Annotated in this window: 14 protein-coding genes; 12 read left to right on the top strand and 2 right to left on the bottom strand. The window is 69.6% G+C overall.

The window, feature by feature from the left end:
- Positions 1–59 precede the first annotated feature (59 nt).
- The 8 genes from ruvC (at position 60) to OG746_RS34165 (ending at position 9,482) form a co-directional block, all read left to right on the top strand.
- Positions 60–635, top strand: a complete 576-nt coding sequence (ruvC, locus tag OG746_RS34130; RefSeq protein ID WP_266721749.1) for a crossover junction endodeoxyribonuclease RuvC — start codon at positions 60–62, stop codon at positions 633–635.
- On the top strand, positions 632–1,243 hold the full coding sequence (ruvA, locus tag OG746_RS34135) for a Holliday junction branch migration protein RuvA (protein ID WP_266721751.1): 612 nt from the start codon (positions 632–634) through the stop codon (positions 1,241–1,243). The genes ruvC and ruvA overlap by 4 nt, the downstream gene beginning before the upstream one ends.
- Positions 1,244–1,310: 67 nt before the next feature.
- Positions 1,311–2,390, top strand: a complete 1,080-nt coding sequence (gene ruvB / locus OG746_RS34140) for a Holliday junction branch migration DNA helicase RuvB (RefSeq protein WP_266721753.1) — start codon at positions 1,311–1,313, stop codon at positions 2,388–2,390.
- Between the two features lie 164 nt (positions 2,391–2,554).
- Positions 2,555–3,055 (top strand): preprotein translocase subunit YajC, encoded by a 501-nt coding sequence (gene yajC, locus OG746_RS34145; protein ID WP_266721755.1) that lies wholly within the window; start codon positions 2,555–2,557, stop codon positions 3,053–3,055.
- Between the two features lie 140 nt (positions 3,056–3,195).
- Positions 3,196–4,950 carry a protein translocase subunit SecD gene (gene secD, locus OG746_RS34150; protein WP_266725610.1) on the top strand — a complete coding sequence of 585 codons (1,755 nt, stop codon included), beginning with the start codon at positions 3,196–3,198 and terminating at the stop codon, positions 4,948–4,950.
- Between the two features lies 1 nt (position 4,951).
- Positions 4,952–6,091 carry a protein translocase subunit SecF gene (gene secF / locus OG746_RS34155; RefSeq protein ID WP_266721757.1) on the top strand — a complete coding sequence of 380 codons (1,140 nt, stop codon included), beginning with the start codon at positions 4,952–4,954 and terminating at the stop codon, positions 6,089–6,091.
- A 155-nt stretch (positions 6,092–6,246) separates the two neighbouring features.
- Positions 6,247–6,786: an adenine phosphoribosyltransferase gene (locus OG746_RS34160; RefSeq protein ID WP_266721759.1), complete on the top strand. Its 540-nt coding sequence runs from the start codon at positions 6,247–6,249 to the stop codon at positions 6,784–6,786.
- Positions 6,787–6,956: 170 nt separating this feature from the next.
- Positions 6,957–9,482 carry a RelA/SpoT family protein gene (locus tag OG746_RS34165; RefSeq protein WP_266721760.1) on the top strand — a complete coding sequence of 842 codons (2,526 nt, stop codon included), beginning with the start codon at positions 6,957–6,959 and terminating at the stop codon, positions 9,480–9,482.
- Between the two features lie 166 nt (positions 9,483–9,648).
- Here OG746_RS34165 and OG746_RS34170 read toward each other — a convergent pair whose 3' ends face one another.
- The gene (locus tag OG746_RS34170; protein ID WP_266721761.1) at positions 9,649–10,881 is read right to left on the bottom strand and encodes a DUF349 domain-containing protein; all 1,233 of its coding nucleotides are present in this window, start codon (positions 10,879–10,881) and stop codon (positions 9,649–9,651) included.
- Positions 10,882–11,083: 202 nt separating this feature from the next.
- Positions 11,084–11,863, bottom strand: a complete 780-nt coding sequence (locus OG746_RS34175) for a peptidylprolyl isomerase (RefSeq protein ID WP_266721763.1) — start codon at positions 11,861–11,863, stop codon at positions 11,084–11,086.
- Positions 11,864–12,004: 141 nt separating this feature from the next.
- Here OG746_RS34175 and OG746_RS34180 point away from each other — a divergent pair, with 141 nt between their 5' ends.
- The 4 genes from OG746_RS34180 to OG746_RS34195 all read left to right on the top strand — a co-directional run bounded on the left by OG746_RS34180 (position 12,005) and on the right by OG746_RS34195 (position 16,227).
- Entirely contained in the window at positions 12,005–12,715 is a 711-nt protein-coding gene (locus OG746_RS34180; RefSeq protein ID WP_266721765.1) for an MBL fold metallo-hydrolase, read from the top strand.
- A gap of 13 nt (positions 12,716–12,728) precedes the next feature.
- On the top strand, positions 12,729–13,991 hold the full coding sequence (gene hisS / locus OG746_RS34185) for a histidine--tRNA ligase (protein WP_266721767.1): 1,263 nt from the start codon (positions 12,729–12,731) through the stop codon (positions 13,989–13,991).
- Between the two features lie 177 nt (positions 13,992–14,168).
- Positions 14,169–14,810, top strand: coding sequence for a vitamin K epoxide reductase family protein (locus tag OG746_RS34190; RefSeq protein WP_266721769.1), 642 nt, complete (start codon positions 14,169–14,171; stop codon positions 14,808–14,810).
- 49 nt (positions 14,811–14,859) lie between these two features.
- Positions 14,860–16,227: a replication-associated recombination protein A gene (locus tag OG746_RS34195; RefSeq protein WP_266721771.1), complete on the top strand. Its 1,368-nt coding sequence runs from the start codon at positions 14,860–14,862 to the stop codon at positions 16,225–16,227.
- Positions 16,228–16,298 lie beyond the last annotated feature (71 nt).

The following is a 16,298-nucleotide window of genomic DNA, read 5'->3' on the forward strand; positions in this document are numbered from 1 at the left end:
GCTTTGTCAGTGGCACCCGATAGCCTGCACAAACAGGCGATCGAAGGTTGGGGGCAGGCGTGCGTGTTCTCGGGGTGGACCCGGGTCTCACCCGGTGCGGTGTCGGCGTGGTCGAGGGGATCGCGGGACGGCCGCTGACGATGCGCGGCGTCGGTGTCGTACGGACGCCCGCGGACGCCGAGTTGGGGCACCGCCTCGTCGCCATCGAGCAGGGCATCGAGCAGTGGCTCGACGAGCACCGGCCCGAAGTCCTCGCCGTGGAGCGGGTGTTCAGCCAGCACAACGTCAGTACGGTGATGGGCACCGCCCAGGCAAGCGCCGTCGCCATGCTGTGCGCCTCGCGCCGCGGCATCCCCGTGGCGCTGCACACGCCCAGCGAGGTCAAGGCCGCCGTCACCGGCACGGGCCGTGCCGACAAGGCACAGGTGGGCGCCATGGTGACGCGCCTGCTGAGGCTCGACGCCCCGCCCAAGCCTGCCGACGCCGCCGACGCCCTCGCCCTCGCCATCTGTCACATCTGGCGGGCCCCCGCGCAGAACCGACTCCAGCAGGCCGTGGCACAGCACGCGGCCCAGGCGCCCAGGACCCCCCGAGCCACCCGCGCTTCTCACGCACCGAAAGGCCGTACCGCATGATCGCCTTCGTCAGCGGCCCCGTCGCCGCCCTCGCCCCCGACGCCGCGGTGGTCGAGGTGGGCGGTGTCGGTATGGCCCTCCAGTGCACGCCGAACACGCTGTCCACGCTGCGTATCGGCCAGCAGGCCAAGCTCGCCACCTCCCTCGTCGTGCGCGAGGACTCGCTCACGCTCTACGGCTTCGCGGACGACGACGAGAAGCAGACGTTCGAGCTGCTGCAGACGGCGAGCGGCGTCGGCCCGCGCCTGGCGCAGGCGATGCTCGCCGTGCACAGCCCGGACGCGCTGCGCAGAGCCGTCTCCACAGGTGACGAGAAGTCGCTCACGGCCGTCCCCGGTATCGGTAAGAAGGGCGCCCAGAAGCTGCTCCTGGAGCTGAAGGACCGGCTCGGCGAGCCCCTCGGCACGGGCGGCCCGGCCATCGGCAAGGCAGTCAACAGCGGCTGGCGCGAGCAGCTGCACGCCGCGCTCATCGGCCTCGGCTACGCGACCCGCGAGGCCGACGAGGCGGTCGACGCGGTCGCCCCGCAGGCCGAGGCCGCGGAGGGCACGCCGCAGGTCGGCCAGCTCCTGAAGGCGGCCCTGCAGAGTCTCAACCGCACCCGTTAGCCCCGCCGCCCCGACCGGGCATCCGAAGCCGACCGCCCCTCCCAATCCGTAACGCGAGGCACCACACATGAACTGGGACGAGACCGCCGAAGACGCCGCGACGCCGCAGGCCGACCGGCTCGTCGGTGCGTCGGCCGACCATGAGGACCAGGCCGTAGAGGCGGCCCTGCGCCCCAAGGACCTGGGCGAGTTCATCGGCCAGGAGAAGGTCAGGGAGCAGCTCGACCTGGTCCTGCGCGCCGCCCGCGCGCGCGGCGCCACCGCCGACCACGTCCTGCTCTCCGGCGCCCCCGGCCTCGGCAAGACCACCCTCTCCATGATCATCGCGGCCGAGATGGGCGCCCCGATCCGCATCACCTCCGGCCCCGCGATCCAGCACGCGGGCGACCTCGCGGCGATCCTCTCCTCGCTCCAGGAGGGCGAGGTCCTCTTCCTCGACGAGATCCACCGGATGTCGCGGCCCGCCGAGGAAATGCTCTACATGGCGATGGAGGACTTCCGGGTCGACGTCATCGTTGGCAAGGGCCCGGGCGCCACCGCCATCCCGCTGGAGCTGCCGCCCTTCACCCTCGTCGGCGCGACCACGCGCGCGGGGCTGCTGCCGCCGCCGCTGCGCGACCGCTTCGGCTTCACCGCGCACATGGAGTTCTACGGGCCACCGGAACTCGAGCGAGTGATCCACCGCTCGGCAAGCCTCCTCGATGTGGAGATCGACACAGCGGGCGCCGCCGAGATCGCCGGTCGCTCCCGCGGCACGCCCCGTATCGCCAACCGCCTGCTGCGCCGCGTCCGCGACTATGCGCAGGTCAAGGCGGACGGACAGATCAACAGGGACATCGCGTCCGCGGCCCTCGGCGTCTACGAGGTGGACGGCCGCGGCCTCGACCGCCTGGACCGCGCCGTGCTTGAAGCCCTGCTCAAGCTGTTCAGTGGTGGGCCCGTGGGACTTTCGACACTCGCCGTCGCCGTGGGGGAGGAGCGTGAGACGGTGGAAGAGGTCGCCGAGCCCTTCCTCGTCAGAGAGGGACTCCTGGCGCGCACCCCCCGGGGGCGCGTGGCGACTCCCGCCGCGTGGGCCCATCTCGGACTCACCGCACCCCAAGGGAGACCTGGGGCAGGCGGACAACAAGACCTCTTCGGGGCATGACGGCGCGCGTGCTCGCCGGGGCTGGAACCCCGGTGCCATGCTGAGCGTTGTTCCCACAGTGCGGACTCGCTTAGACTCCGCCGACGTCGCCTTTACAGCGGCGTAATACCCCATCATCGATGCGGCCGCATCTCGACGCGGCCGAATGAAGGAAGTTCCTACCCGTGAGTCCTGTGACCCTCCTCCCGTTCATTGTGCTCATCGGGGCCATGTTCCTGATGACCCGGTCTGCCAAGAAGAAGCAGAAGCAAGCCGCGGACATGCGCAATGAGATGCAGCCCGGTTCCGGCGTCCGCACGATCGGGGGCATGTACGCCACGGTCAAGGAGGTCCACGACGACGCGGTCCTCCTCGACGCCGGCCCCGGGGTCCACCTCATGTTCGCGAAGAACGCCATCGGTGCCGTGCTCACCGATGACGAGTACAACCGCATCGTCCACGGCGAGGAAGTCGTTGGTGATGACGAGCTGACCAATGACGCCGTCGTGCCGGACGACGCGTCCTCCCTCACCGAGACCGACGCTGACGACTCGCGCATCGACCTCGGCAAGAAGGACGAGGCCGCCGAGGACGTCGAGGCCGAGAAGGCCGAGCCGGCCGAGAAGGCCGAGAAGGCCGACGACGTCGAGGTGAAGAAGACCGACGGCGAGTCCGACGCGAAGTAGTACGGCCGGAACCGTGGGGCGTCCGCTCGATGTGCCCCGCGGTTCCTGTTCGTGCGTGACCCGCGCGGACTCTCGACCATTTCATGGCCGTCCGGGCACCCAACCCCGATGCCGGGCGGATGGAGAGGGAGTACGAGAAGGTGGCCACACCTAAGAAGAGCCGAGGGGCAGGTGCCCCGTCGAAGCCGGGGCGCGCCCTGGGCCTGATCGTGATCATCATGGTCGCGCTCGTCGGGGGGATGTTCGCCTCCGGCACGTTCACCCCGCGCCTTGGCATCGACCTCGCGGGCGGCACCAGCATCACGCTGGAGGCCAAGAACGAGCCGGGCAAGCCCAACGCGATCAACAAGACCAACATGGACACGGCGGCGGACATCATCAACCGCCGTGTCAACGGCATGGGTGTCTCCGAGGCCGAGGTCCAGACGCAGGGCAAGAGCAACATCATCGTCAACATCCCGCGAGGGACGAACGAGAAGCAGGCTCGCGAGCAGGTCGGTACGACCGCGCAGCTCTACTTCCGTCCGGTGCTCACGATGACCTCCGGCCAGCCGGCCGGCAAGGGTGACAAGTCGGCCACCCCGTCCCCGAGCGCCTCTACGGGTGGCAAGGCGACCGACAAGGCCACCGGCTCGGACAAGGCGACCGACAAGTCGACGGCCACGCCGACCCCGAGCGCCACGACGCAGGGCCGCGCCGTCACCGACAGCCTCAAGGCCGACGCGACGCCGAGCGCCTCCGCGAAGACCGGCGACGACGCGCAGGCCACCCCGAGCGCCAGCACCGACCCGGCGACCGCCGCGCTGCAGAAGAAGTTCATGCAGCTCGACTGCACGGACAAGGCCGCCCGCACCAAGATCAACGAGGGCGCGAAGTCCTCCGACCCGATCATTGCCTGCGGTCAGAGCCAGGGGCAGTGGCAGAAGTACGTCCTCGGCCCGTCCGAGGTGGGCGGCAAGGACGTCAAGAAGTCCCAGGCGACCATCAACCAGCAGAACGGCCAGTGGGTCGTGAACATGGAGTTCACGGGCACGGGCTCGAAGAAGTTCGCCGCGACGACCAGCAAGCTCAAGAGCCAGCAGTCGCCGATGAACCAGTTCGCCATCGTGCTCGACGGCGACGTGGTCTCCGCCCCCAGCGTCAGCTCCACCCTGAGCCAGAACGCCGAGATCTCCGGCTCCTTCACCCAGGAGTCCGCCCAGGACCTCGCGAACGTGCTGTCCTACGGCGCCCTGCCGCTGACCTTCCACGAGCAGAGCGTCACCTCGGTGACCGCCGCGCTCGGCGGTGAGCAGCTCAACGCCGGTCTGATCGCGGGCGCCATCGGCCTCGCGCTGGTCATCATCTACCTGGTGGTCTACTACCGCGGCCTGTCGCTCGTCGCCCTGGCCTCGCTGCTGACCTCCGGCATCCTCACGTACACCCTCATGACGCTGCTCGGCCCGGCCATCGGCTTCGCGCTGAACCTGCCGGCCGTCTGTGGTGCCATCGTGGCCATCGGTATCACCGCGGACTCGTTCATCGTGTACTTCGAGCGGATCCGGGACGAGATCAGAGAGGGACGCACCGTGCGTCCCGCCGTGGAGCGCGCCTGGCCGCGGGCCCGGCGCACGATCCTGGTCTCCGACTTCGTGTCGTTCCTCGCGGCCGCGGTGCTCTACATCGTGACCGTCGGCAAGGTGCAGGGCTTCGCGTTCACGCTCGGCCTGACCACCCTGCTCGACATCGTCGTGGTCTTCCTCTTCACGAAGCCGCTGATGACGCTCCTGGCACGCACCAAGTTCTTCACGAGCGGGCACAAGTGGTCCGGCCTCGACCCGAAGCGCCTCGGCGTGCAGCCCCCGCTGCGTCGCACCCGCCGCGCCACCCGCCCTGTCGACCCGAAGGAGGCGTGAGATGTCGAAGCTGGGCAATCTCGGCGCCAAGCTGTATCGCGGTGATGTCGGGTACGACTTCATCGGGAAGCGCAAGATCTGGTACGGCGTCTCGATCCTGATCACCATCACGGCCATCCTCGGCCTGACGGTGCGCGGCCTGAACATGGGCATCGAGTTCGAGGGCGGCGCGATCTTCACGACGCCCAAGACCAGCGTCTCGGCCCAGAAGGCCGAGGAGTACGCCACGGAGGCCTCCGGCCACGAGGCGCTCGTCCAGGAGCTCGGCTCGGGCGGTCTGCGCATCCAGGTCGCGGGCGTCGACACCGCCAAGTCGGACCAGATCAAGGCCGAGCTGTCCAAGGACATGGACATCAAGGCCGACGACATCAACGCCGACCTGGTGGGCCCCAGCTGGGGCGCCTCGATCGCCAACAAGGCATGGCAGGGCCTGGCCATCTTCATGGTCCTGGTCGTGATCTATCTGGCGATCGCCTTCGAGTGGCGGATGGCGCTCGCGGCACTCGTCGCGCTCATCCACGACATCACGATCACCGTCGGGATCTACGCGCTGGTGGGCTTCGAGGTCACCCAGGGCACGGTGATCGGTCTGTTGACCATCCTTGGTTATTCGCTCTATGACACGGTCGTCGTCTTCGACTCGCTCAAGGAACAGACGAAGGGTCTCGAGAAGCAGACCCGCTGGACGTACAGCGAGGTCGCCAACCGGTCGATCAACAGCACCCTGGTCCGCTCGATCAACACCACGGTCGTGGCGCTCCTCCCGGTCGGCGGTCTGCTGTTCATCGGCGGCGGCTTCCTCGGCGCGGGCATGCTGAACGACATCTCGCTGTCGCTCTTCGTGGGCCTCGCCGCCGGTGCGTACTCGTCGATCTTCATCGCCACTCCGCTGGTCGCCGACCTCAAGGAGCGCGACCCGAAGATGAAGGCGCTCAAGAAGCGGGTGCTCGCCAAGCGGGCCGCCGCCGCGGCGAAGGCCGAGTCGCCCGTCGTGGGCCACCAGGCCGACGGCGGTCTGGACACGGAAGCCGAGGAGCCGCAGGACGCCGCCCCCGCGGGCGCCGGCCCCGCCGCCGCGGGTCCGCGCAACCAGCCGGCCCGCAACCGCGGCCGCGGCCGACCCTCGGGCAAGCGCCGCTGACCCGGACCTTCACGGTCGTCACAAGGGCGCCAGGAGCCTTCGAGGCCCTGGCGCCCTTGGCGTTTCCGCACAGCGGCGACTGCTAGGGTTGGCGGTCGCCGCAAAGCGGTCGAACCTCCAGGAAAAACTCTTCACATACTCGCTGAGGTGCAGAAATGACCGACATCAAGGAGCTGCTCCTCAGCCGCATCCGCGATGTGCAGGACTATCCGGAGCCCGGCGTCCTGTTCAAGGACATCACCCCGCTGCTCGCGGACCCGGCGGCCTTCACGGCCCTCACCGACACGCTCGCCGAGCTCTGTGTCCGCAACGGGGCCACGAAGATCGTCGGCCTGGAGGCGCGCGGCTTCATCCTGGGCGCCCCCGTCGCGATCCGCGCGGGCCTCGGCTTCATCCCCGTACGCAAGGCGGGCAAGCTCCCCGGTGCGACGCTCGCGCAGTCGTACGACCTGGAGTACGGCTCCGCCGAGATCGAGGTGCACGCCGAGGACCTCGGCTCCGACGACCGCGTCATGGTGATCGACGACGTGCTGGCCACCGGCGGCACCGCCGAGGCCGCGGTGCACCTGATCCGCCGTGCCGGCGCCGAGGTCGCGGGCTGCGCCGTCCTCATGGAGCTGGGTTTTCTGCCGGGCCGCGCGCGACTCGAATCCGCGCTTCGGGGCGCGCCGCTCGACGCCCTGCTCGTGGTGTAAAGCCGCAGTTCACAGCCTTGGCGGCGGGCCCGGAGGAATCCGGTGCCCGCCTCTGGTGTTTCACCAGTACGAAGGCGTCACCTCGGCCCGGGGCGAGCCGAGGACGCCGGATCGATACCATGGGCTCTCCGGGACCTGAACGGGGGACCCGTCGCGCACGAGGAGCGCCGTTGCCAGACGAGGCCAAGCCACTTTCCGCCGCCACGCATGACGAACAGGCCACTGCCGCCGCGGCTCCTTCCCGCACGCCCGAGAAGGACGCGAAGACGGCGAAGCCTGCGCCGCCGAGCGGCACGGCGGCGGAGCAGCCGCGCACCAAGCCCCCTACCAACCAGCCGCGCCCCACATCCCCGCCGGCGATCCGCGCGGCCTCGAACCAGCCGGCCGCGCGCTCCGGCTCCTCCAACCGCGTCCGCGCCCGCCTGGCCCGCCTCGGCGTGCAGCGCTCGAACCCGTACAACCCGGTCCTGGAGCCGCTGCTGCGGATAGTGCGCAGCAACGACCCGAAGATCGAGACGTCCACGCTGCGCCAGGTCGAGCGCGCCTACCAGGTCGCCGAGCGCTGGCACCGCGGCCAGAAGCGCAAGAGCGGCGACCCGTACATCACGCACCCGCTCGCCGTGACGACGATCCTCGCCGAGCTCGGCATGGACCCGGCGACGCTGATGGCGGGCCTGCTGCACGACACGGTCGAGGACACCGAGTACGGCCTGGACACCCTCAAGCGCGACTTCGGCGACCAGGTGGCGCTGCTGGTCGACGGCGTGACCAAGCTGGACAAGGTCAAGTTCGGCGAGGCCGCGCAGGCCGAGACCGTGCGCAAGATGGTCGTCGCGATGGCCAAGGACCCGCGTGTCCTCGTCATCAAGCTCGCCGACCGCCTGCACAACATGCGCACCATGCGCTACCTCAAGCGCGAGAAGCAGGAGAAGAAGGCCCGCGAGACGCTGGAGATCTACGCTCCGCTGGCGCACCGCCTGGGCATGAACACCATCAAGTGGGAGCTGGAGGACCTCGCCTTCGCGATCCTCTACCCCAAGATGTACGACGAGATCGTGCGGCTCGTGGCCGAGCGCGCGCCCAAGCGCGACGAGTACCTGGCCATAGTGACCGACGAGGTGCAGTCGGACCTGCGCGCGGCCCGCATCAAGGCGACCGTCACAGGCCGCCCGAAGCACTACTACAGCGTCTACCAGAAGATGATCGTCCGCGGCCGTGACTTCGCGGAGATCTACGACCTGGTGGGCATCCGCGTCCTCGTCGACACGGTCCGCGACTGCTACGCGGCACTGGGCACGGTCCACGCCCGCTGGAACCCGGTTCCGGGGCGGTTCAAGGACTACATCGCGATGCCCAAGTTCAACATGTACCAGTCGCTGCACACGACGGTCATCGGCCCCAACGGCAAGCCCGTCGAGCTCCAGATCCGTACGTTCGACATGCACCGCCGCGCCGAGTACGGCATCGCCGCGCACTGGAAGTACAAGCAGGAGGCCGTCGCAGGCGCCTCCAAGGTGCGCACCGACGCGCCCAAGTCGTCCGGCAAGGGCGGCAAGGACGATCACCTCAACGACATGGCGTGGCTGCGCCAGTTGCTCGACTGGCAGAAGGAGACGGAGGATCCCGGGGAGTTCCTGGAGTCGCTCCGCTTCGACCTCTCGCGCAACGAGGTCTTCGTCTTCACGCCGAAGGGCGACGTCATAGCGCTCCCGGCCGGGGCGACGCCGGTGGACTTCTCGTACGCGGTACACACGGAGGTCGGCCACCGGACCATAGGAGCACGCGTCAACGGACGCCTCGTGCCCCTCGAATCCACGCTGGACAACGGCGACCTGGTGGAGGTCTTCACCTCCAAGGCGCAGGGCGCGGGCCCGTCCCGCGACTGGCTCGGCTTCGTGAAGTCGCCGCGTGCGCGCAACAAGATCCGGGCCTGGTTCTCCAAGGAGCGCCGCGAGGAGGCCATCGAGCAGGGCAAGGACGCCATCGCGCGCGCCATGCGCAAGCAGAACCTGCCGATCCAGCGGATTCTCACCGGCGACTCGCTCGTGACGCTCGCGCACGAGATGCGCTACCCGGACATCTCGTCCCTGTACGCCGCCATAGGCGAGGGCCACGTCACGGCGCAGTCCGTCGTGCAGAAGCTCGTGCAGGCCCTCGGCGGCGAGGAGGCGGCCAACGAGGACATCGCGGAGAGCGCACCGCCCTCGCGCGGCCGTTCCAAGCGCCGCTCGAACGCCGACCCGGGCGTCGTGGTCAAGGGCGTCGACGACGTCTGGGTGAAGCTGGCGCGCTGCTGCACGCCGGTGCCCGGTGACCCGATCATCGGCTTCGTCACGCGCGGCAGCGGCGTATCGGTTCACCGCAGCGACTGCGTCAACGTGGACTCGCTGTCCCGCGAGCCGGAGCGCATCCTCGAGGTCGAGTGGGCGCCCACGCAGTCGTCCGTCTTCCTGGTCGCCATACAGGTCGAGGCCCTCGACCGCTCGCGGCTCCTGTCCGACGTGACCCGGGTCCTGTCGGACCAGCACGTGAACATCCTGTCCGCGGCGGTACAGACGTCCCGCGACCGGGTGGCCACATCCCGCTTCACGTTCGAAATGGGCGACCCGAAGCACCTGGGCCACGTCCTCAAGGCGGTCCGCGGAGTCGAGGGCGTGTACGACGTGTACCGGGTGACGTCGGCGCGGCGGCCGTAAATCCAGACCTGTGGCCGGAGGGGGCAATTCAAGCCCTGCGGCCGGGTGAGCAAATCAAGCCCCTGCGGCGATTGAGCAGCGGGGTCCGGGGCAGAGCCCCGTGGCATGGGAACGGCCCCCGAGCACAGTGCTCGGGGGCCGTCCACGTTCCGGCCGCAGTGGAGGCTCAGCCTCCGAACTCGTGCAACCCCTTGACCGCCTGGTCCAACAACGCCTGGCGCCCGTCAAGCTCCTTCTGGAGCTTGTCCGCCTTCGCGTTGTTGCCCTGCGCCCGCGCCTGCTCGACCTGCCCGCTCAGCTTGTCGACCGCCGCCTGCAGCTGGCCGGTAAGGCCCTCCGCACGGGCACGCGCCTCCGGGTTCGTACGGCGCCACTCCGCTTCCTCGGACTCCTGGAGGGCACGCTCCACGGTGTGCATCCGGCCCTCGACCTTCGGGCGGGCGTCCCGCGGTACGTGACCGATGGCCTCCCACCGCTCGTTGATCGAGCGGAACGCGGCGCGCGCCGACTTCAGGTCCTCGATCGGCAGCAGCTTCTCGGCCTCGTCGGCGAGCGCCTCCTTGTGCTTGAGGTTCTCGCCCTGCTCGGCGTCGCGCTCGGCGAACACCGAGCTGCGGGCCGCGAAGAAGACGTCCTGGGCGCCGCGGAAGCGGTTCCACAGGTCGTCCTCGTGCTCGCGCTGCGCGCGCCCCGCGGCCTTCCAGTCCGACATCAGGTCGCGGTAGCGGGCCGCCGTGGCGCCCCAGTCCGTCGAGTTCGACAGCGACTCGGCCTCCGCGACCAGCTTCTCCTTGGTCTTGCGGGCGTCCTCGCGCTGCGCGTCCAGCGACGCGAAGTGGGCCTTGCGGCGCTTGGAGAACGCCGAGCGGGCGTGCGAGAAGCGGTGCCACAGCTCGTCGTCCGACTTGCGGTCGAGGCGCGGCAGACCCTTCCAGGTGTCCACCAGCGCACGCAGCCGCTCGCCGGCCGCCCGCCACTGCTCGGACTGGGCCAGCTCCTCCGCCTCGACGACCAGCGCCTCCTTGGAGTGCCGCGCCTCGTCGGACTGCTTGGCCTTCTGGACCTTGCGCTCCTCGCGGCGGGCCTCGACGCTCTCCACCAGCTTGTCGAGCCGCTTGCCGAGCGCTTCCAGGTCGCCGATCGCGTGGGCGTCCGTGACCTGCTCGCGCAGGTGCTCGATCGCCGTCATGGCGTCCTTGGCCGACAGGTCGGTCGTCTTCACCCGGCGTTCGAGGAGCCCGATCTCGACGACCAGGCCGTCGTACTTGCGCTTGAAGTAGGCCAGGGCCTCGTCAGGAGACCCCGCCTTCCACGAACCGACCTCTCGCTCGCTGCCGTCGGCCGTACGCACGTACACGGTCCCCGTCTCATCGACGCGGCCCCACGGGTCGCTGCTCACAGCGCCTCCTCCACATGATGCCTGCGCGGGGCGTCCCGCCCCGGGGCATCGTCCACAGTTTCCTGGCGGGCCCGGCCCGCCCTCCACAACGCGGCTCGAATCCGCGCCGCTCGAAGCCAATCTAGGCGACCGGCCACCCCACTGTCCGCACTCAGCGCGGCTCAATTCCGTGCCTACACGCGCGTGGGGTGGCCCTTTGGCCTCACTTCTTGGTGACCGTCGCCTTGCTGACCTTGACGGCCTCCTTCGGCGCCCCGTCCTCCGAGCCGCCGGTGACGCCCTTCGCCGCGACGCCCTGGACGACCTTGAGGCCCTTCGCGTCCATCGTGCCGACGGGCGTGTACGTAGGCGTCAGCTTGCTGTCCTTGTAGACGAGGAAGAACTGGCTGCCGCCGGAGTCGGGCTGCCCGGTGTTCGCCATCGCGACCGTGCCCGCCTTGTAGGTCACCGAGCCGTCCTTGGCCGGCTTGCCGAGCCCGCCCAGGTTCTCGTCGGGGACCGTGTAGCCGGGGCCGCCCGCGCCGGTGCCCTCCGGGTCGCCGCACTGCAGGACGTAGATGCCCTTGGTGGTGAGGCGGTGGCACTTCGTACCGTCGAAGAAGCCCTTGTCCGCGAGGTGCTTGAACGAGTTCACGGTGTGCGGGGTCTTCGCCGCGTCCATGGCGACGGTGATGTCACCGGCGCTCGTCTTGAAGGCCATGTCGTACTTGGCCTTCTTGTCGATCGCCATCTTGGGTTCGGACGCCTTCTTGCTCGCCGAGGGCGACGGGCTGGGCTTCGCGCCCGAGGTGTCCTTCGCACTGTCACCGCTGAAGGCCCCGGCGGCGTACGCGCCGCCCGTGCCGAGGACGGCCACCGCGAGCACGGCGGCGATCACGGTGTTGCGGGTGCGTGCCTTGCGTCGAGCGGACTCGCGCCGCTGCTGCTGGCGGAGGAACTTCTCCCGGGCGAGCTGACGCTGCCGCTGATCCTTGGTGACCACCGGGTCTTCTCCTCGTACGTCTCGTGACCTTCATGGGCCCCTGCTGGTGCCCCGTACCGTATATGGGTTCGCTGTGGAATCGGCCGCGCCGGTAGGCTCTGATCCGCCGCATTCCGTTTCGACGACACACGAAGGACGAACGTGCTGATTGCCGGGTTCCCCGCCGGGGCCTGGGGCACCAACTGTTATCTGGTTGCCCCCGCCGCGGGTGAGGAGTGCGTGATCATCGACCCCGGCCACCAGGCCGCTCAGGGAGTCGAGGAAGCGCTCAAGAAGCACCGCCTCAAGCCGGTGGCGGTCGTCCTCACGCACGGGCACATCGACCATGTCGCCTCGGTCGTCCCGGTCTGCGGGGCGCACGACGTCCCGGCCTGGATCCACCCCGAGGACCGCTACATGATGAGCGACCCGGAGAAGGGCATCGGCCGCTCCATCGGCATGCCGCTGATGGGCGAGCTGTCCGTGGGGGAGCCGGACGACGTGCGGGAGCTGTCCGACGGCGCGCGGCTGAAGCTCGCCGGGCTCGACTTCGGCGTCGCGCACGCGCCGGGCCATACCAAGGGGTCGGTGACCTTCCAGATGCCCGAGGCGGCGGACATCCCGTCCGTCTTCTTCTCGGGCGATCTGCTCTTCGCCGGCTCCATCGGACGCACCGACCTTCCCGGTGGCTCCATGGACGACATGCTCGAATCGCTGGGCCGTGTGTGCCTGCCGCTCGACGACTCGACCGTGGTGCTGTCCGGACACGGCTCCCAGACGACCATCGGCCAGGAGCGCGCCACCAACCCGTATCTGCGGCAGGTGGCCGCCGGCCAGGGATCCTCCACCGAGGCTCCCCGACGAGGAATGTGACGAGAAACCTCCCGTGAGTACCTTCCAGGCCCCCAAGGGCACGTACGACCTGCTTCCGCCGGACTCCGCGACGTATCTCGCGGTCCGCGAGGCGATCTCCGCCCCGCTGCGGAACTCCGGCTACGGCTACATCGAGACGCCCGGCTTCGAGAACGTCGAGCTCTTCGCGCGCGGTGTCGGCGAGTCCACGGACATCGTCACCAAGGAGATGTACGCCTTCGAGACCAAGGGCGGCGACAGGCTCGCGCTGCGCCCCGAGGGCACCGCGTCCGTGCTGCGTGCCGCCCTGGAGGCCAACCTCCACAAGGCGGGCAACCTCCCGGTCAAGCTCTGGTACTCGGGCTCGTACTACCGCTACGAGCGCCCCCAGAAGGGCCGTTACCGGCACTTCTCCCAGGTGGGCGCCGAGGCGATCGGTGCCGAGGACCCGGCCCTGGACGCCGAGTTGATCATCCTGGCCGACCAGGCGTACCGCTCGCTCGGCCTGCGCAACTTCCGCATCCTGCTCAACTCGCTCGGCGACAAGGAGTGCCGTCCCGTCTACCGGGAGGCGCTCCAGACGTTCCTGCGCGGCCTCGACCTCGACGAGGACACGCTGCGCCGCGCCGACATCAACCCGCTGCGCGTCCTCGACGACAAGCGGCCCGACGTGCAGAAGCAGCTCACGGACGCGCCGCTGCTGCGCGACTACCTGTGCGACGCGTGCAAGGCGTACCACGAGCAGGTGCGCGAGCTGCTGACCGCCGAGGGCGTCGCCTTCGAGGACGACGAGAAGCTGGTCCGCGGTCTCGACTACTACACCCGTACGACCTTCGAGTTCGTCCACGACGGACTCGGCTCGCAGTCCGCGGTCGGCGGCGGCGGCCGCTACGACGGCCTGTCCGAGATGATCGGCGGCCCCTCGCTGCCGTCGGTCGGCTGGGCGCTCGGCGTGGACCGTACGGTCCTGGCTCTGGAGGCGGAGGGCGTCGCGCTCCAACTCCCGTCCAGCACCAGCGTGTTCGCGGTGCCGCTCGGCGACGAGGCGCGGCGCGTGCTGTTCGCCAAGGTGACCGAGCTGCGCAAGGCCGGGATTTCGGCGGACTTCTCGTTCGGCGGCAAGGGCCTCAAGGGCGCCATGAAGAATGCCAACCGGTCGGGCGCGCGGTTCACGCTCGTCGCCGGTGAGCGGGACCTGGCCGAGGGCGTCGTGCAGCTCAAGGACATGGAGTCGGGCGAGCAGGACGCCGTCGCGGTCGACGAGATCGTGAACGTGCTCACCGCGAAGCTGAAGTAGGCAGATTTTGCACACCTGATGTTCGAGGCCCCGGAACACGCTTCCGGGGCCTCGAACATTTTCGCCCCCGAGGGCGTACATGCTTATGCCCAACGAACGGTGGACACAGGGGCCGGTGCGGCAGAATGAGGGCGACCGCAGCACACCCACTCGCGTACTCACCTACGGATCGGCGTGATGAGCAAGACGACCACAGCAAGCGACACCGTCTCCCGTGACACCGGAGCCGATCCCGCACCGCGCTCCGTCGGCGGCAGCCGAGCCTTCGGGCTGCTCCTGGTGATCACCGGGGCGGCCGGACTGCTCGCCTCGTGGATCATCACGCTCGACAAGCTCAAGCTGGCCGAGGACCCGAACTTCACGCCGGGCTGCTCCCTGAACCCGGTCATCTCCTGCGGCAACATCATGAAGAGCGAGCAGGCGACGGCGTTCGGCTTCCCGAACCCGTGGCTCGGCCTCGTCACCTACGCCATCGTGATCGGCGTCGGCATGAGCCTGCTGGCCAATGCGAGATTCCCGCGCTGGTACTGGCTGACCTTCAACTTCGGCTGCCTCTTCGGCGTCGGATTCGTGACCTGGCTGCAGTTCCAGTCCCTGTACCGGATCAACGCGCTGTGCCTGTGGTGCTGCCTGGCCTGGGTCGCCACGATCCTGATGTTCTGGTACGTCACGTCGTCCAACATCCGCAACGGCTTCCTGCCGGCGCCGCGCCCGGTCAGGACGTTCTTCGAGGACTTCACCTGGGCGCTGCCGGTGCTGCACATCGGGGTCATCGCCGTGCTGATCTTCACGCGCTGGGGCTCCTCGCTCTGGGCCTGAGGGGCCCGTGCCCGCGGCGTTGTCAGTGGCGTGACTTAGGGTTTTGATCGTGGAAGCCGACCTGTTCACCGCCGCAGCCGAAGAGCGCCAGGAGAAGGACCCGTCCGCGAGCCCCCTGGCCGTCCGGATGCGCCCGCGCGTCCTCGACGAGGTCGTCGGCCAGCAGCACCTGCTCAAGCAGGGCTCGCCGCTGCGCCGACTGGTCGGCGACGGCGGGTCAGGACCCGCGGGCGCCTCCTCGGTGATCCTCTGGGGCCCGCCCGGCATCGGCAAGACCACGCTCGCGTACGTGGTGTCCAAGGCGACGAACAAGCGGTTCGTGGAGCTGTCCGCGATCACCGCGGGCGTCAAGGAAGTGCGCGCCGTCATCGAGGGCGCCCGCCGCGCGCTGGGCGCCCACGGCAAGGACACGGTTCTCTTCCTCGACGAGATCCACCGCTTCAGCAAGGCCCAGCAGGACTCGCTGCTGCCCGCCGTGGAGAACCGCTGGGTGACGCTGATCGCGGCGACCACGGAGAACCCGTACTTCTCGGTGATCTCCCCGCTGCTGTCCCGCTCCCTGCTGCTCACCCTCGAATCGCTCACCGACGACGACCTGCGCGGACTGCTCGCGCGTGCGCTCACCGAGGAGCGCGGTCTCGGCGGCGCGGTGACGCTCGCGGAGGACGCCGAGGAGCACATCCTGCGGGTGGCCGGCGGCGACGCCCGGCGTGCGCTGACCGCCCTGGAGGCGGCGGCCGGAGCGGCCATCGCCAAGGGCGAGGAGACCATCACCCTCGAAAGCGTCGAGGAGTCGGTGAACCGCGCGGCGGTGACCTACGACCGGGACGGGGACCAGCACTACGACGTGGCGAGCGCCCTCATCAAGTCCATCCGCGGCTCGGACGTGGACGCGGCGCTGCACTATCTGGCCCGCATGATCGAGGCCGGTGAGGACCCCCGCTTCATCGCCCGTCGCCTGATGATCTCCGCGAGCGAGGACATCGGCCTCGCGGATCCGACGGCGCTGCCGACCGCCGTCGCCGCCGCCCAGGCCGTCGCGATGATCGGCTTCCCGGAGGCGGCGCTCACCCTGAGCCACGCGACGATCGCCCTCGCCCTGGCCCCGAAGTCGAACGCGGCCACGACGGCGATCGGCGCCGCCATGGAGGACGTACGCAAGGGCCTGGCAGGACCCGTGCCGCCGCACCTGCGCGACGGGCACTACAAGGGCGCCGCCAAGCTGGGCCACGCGCAGGGCTACGTGTATCCGCACGACGTGCCCGGCGGCATCGCCGCCCAGCAGTACGCGCCGGACGCGATAGCGGGCCGCCGCTACTACCAGCCGACGCGCTACGGGGCGGAGGCCCGGTACGCGGACGTGGTGGAGCGGGTCCGCGAGCGGCTCGGGGGCCCTGGCGGCGAGGGGTCCGACTGATCCGGTAGACTGCCCCGAAGTGCTGTGTCCCGTGCCCGGGATCCCGAAAGGGAAACCGGCACCACCAGAGC

Source organism: Streptomyces sp. NBC_01016 (genome assembly GCF_026341035.1).
GTDB lineage: Bacteria > Actinomycetota > Actinomycetes > Streptomycetales > Streptomycetaceae > Streptomyces.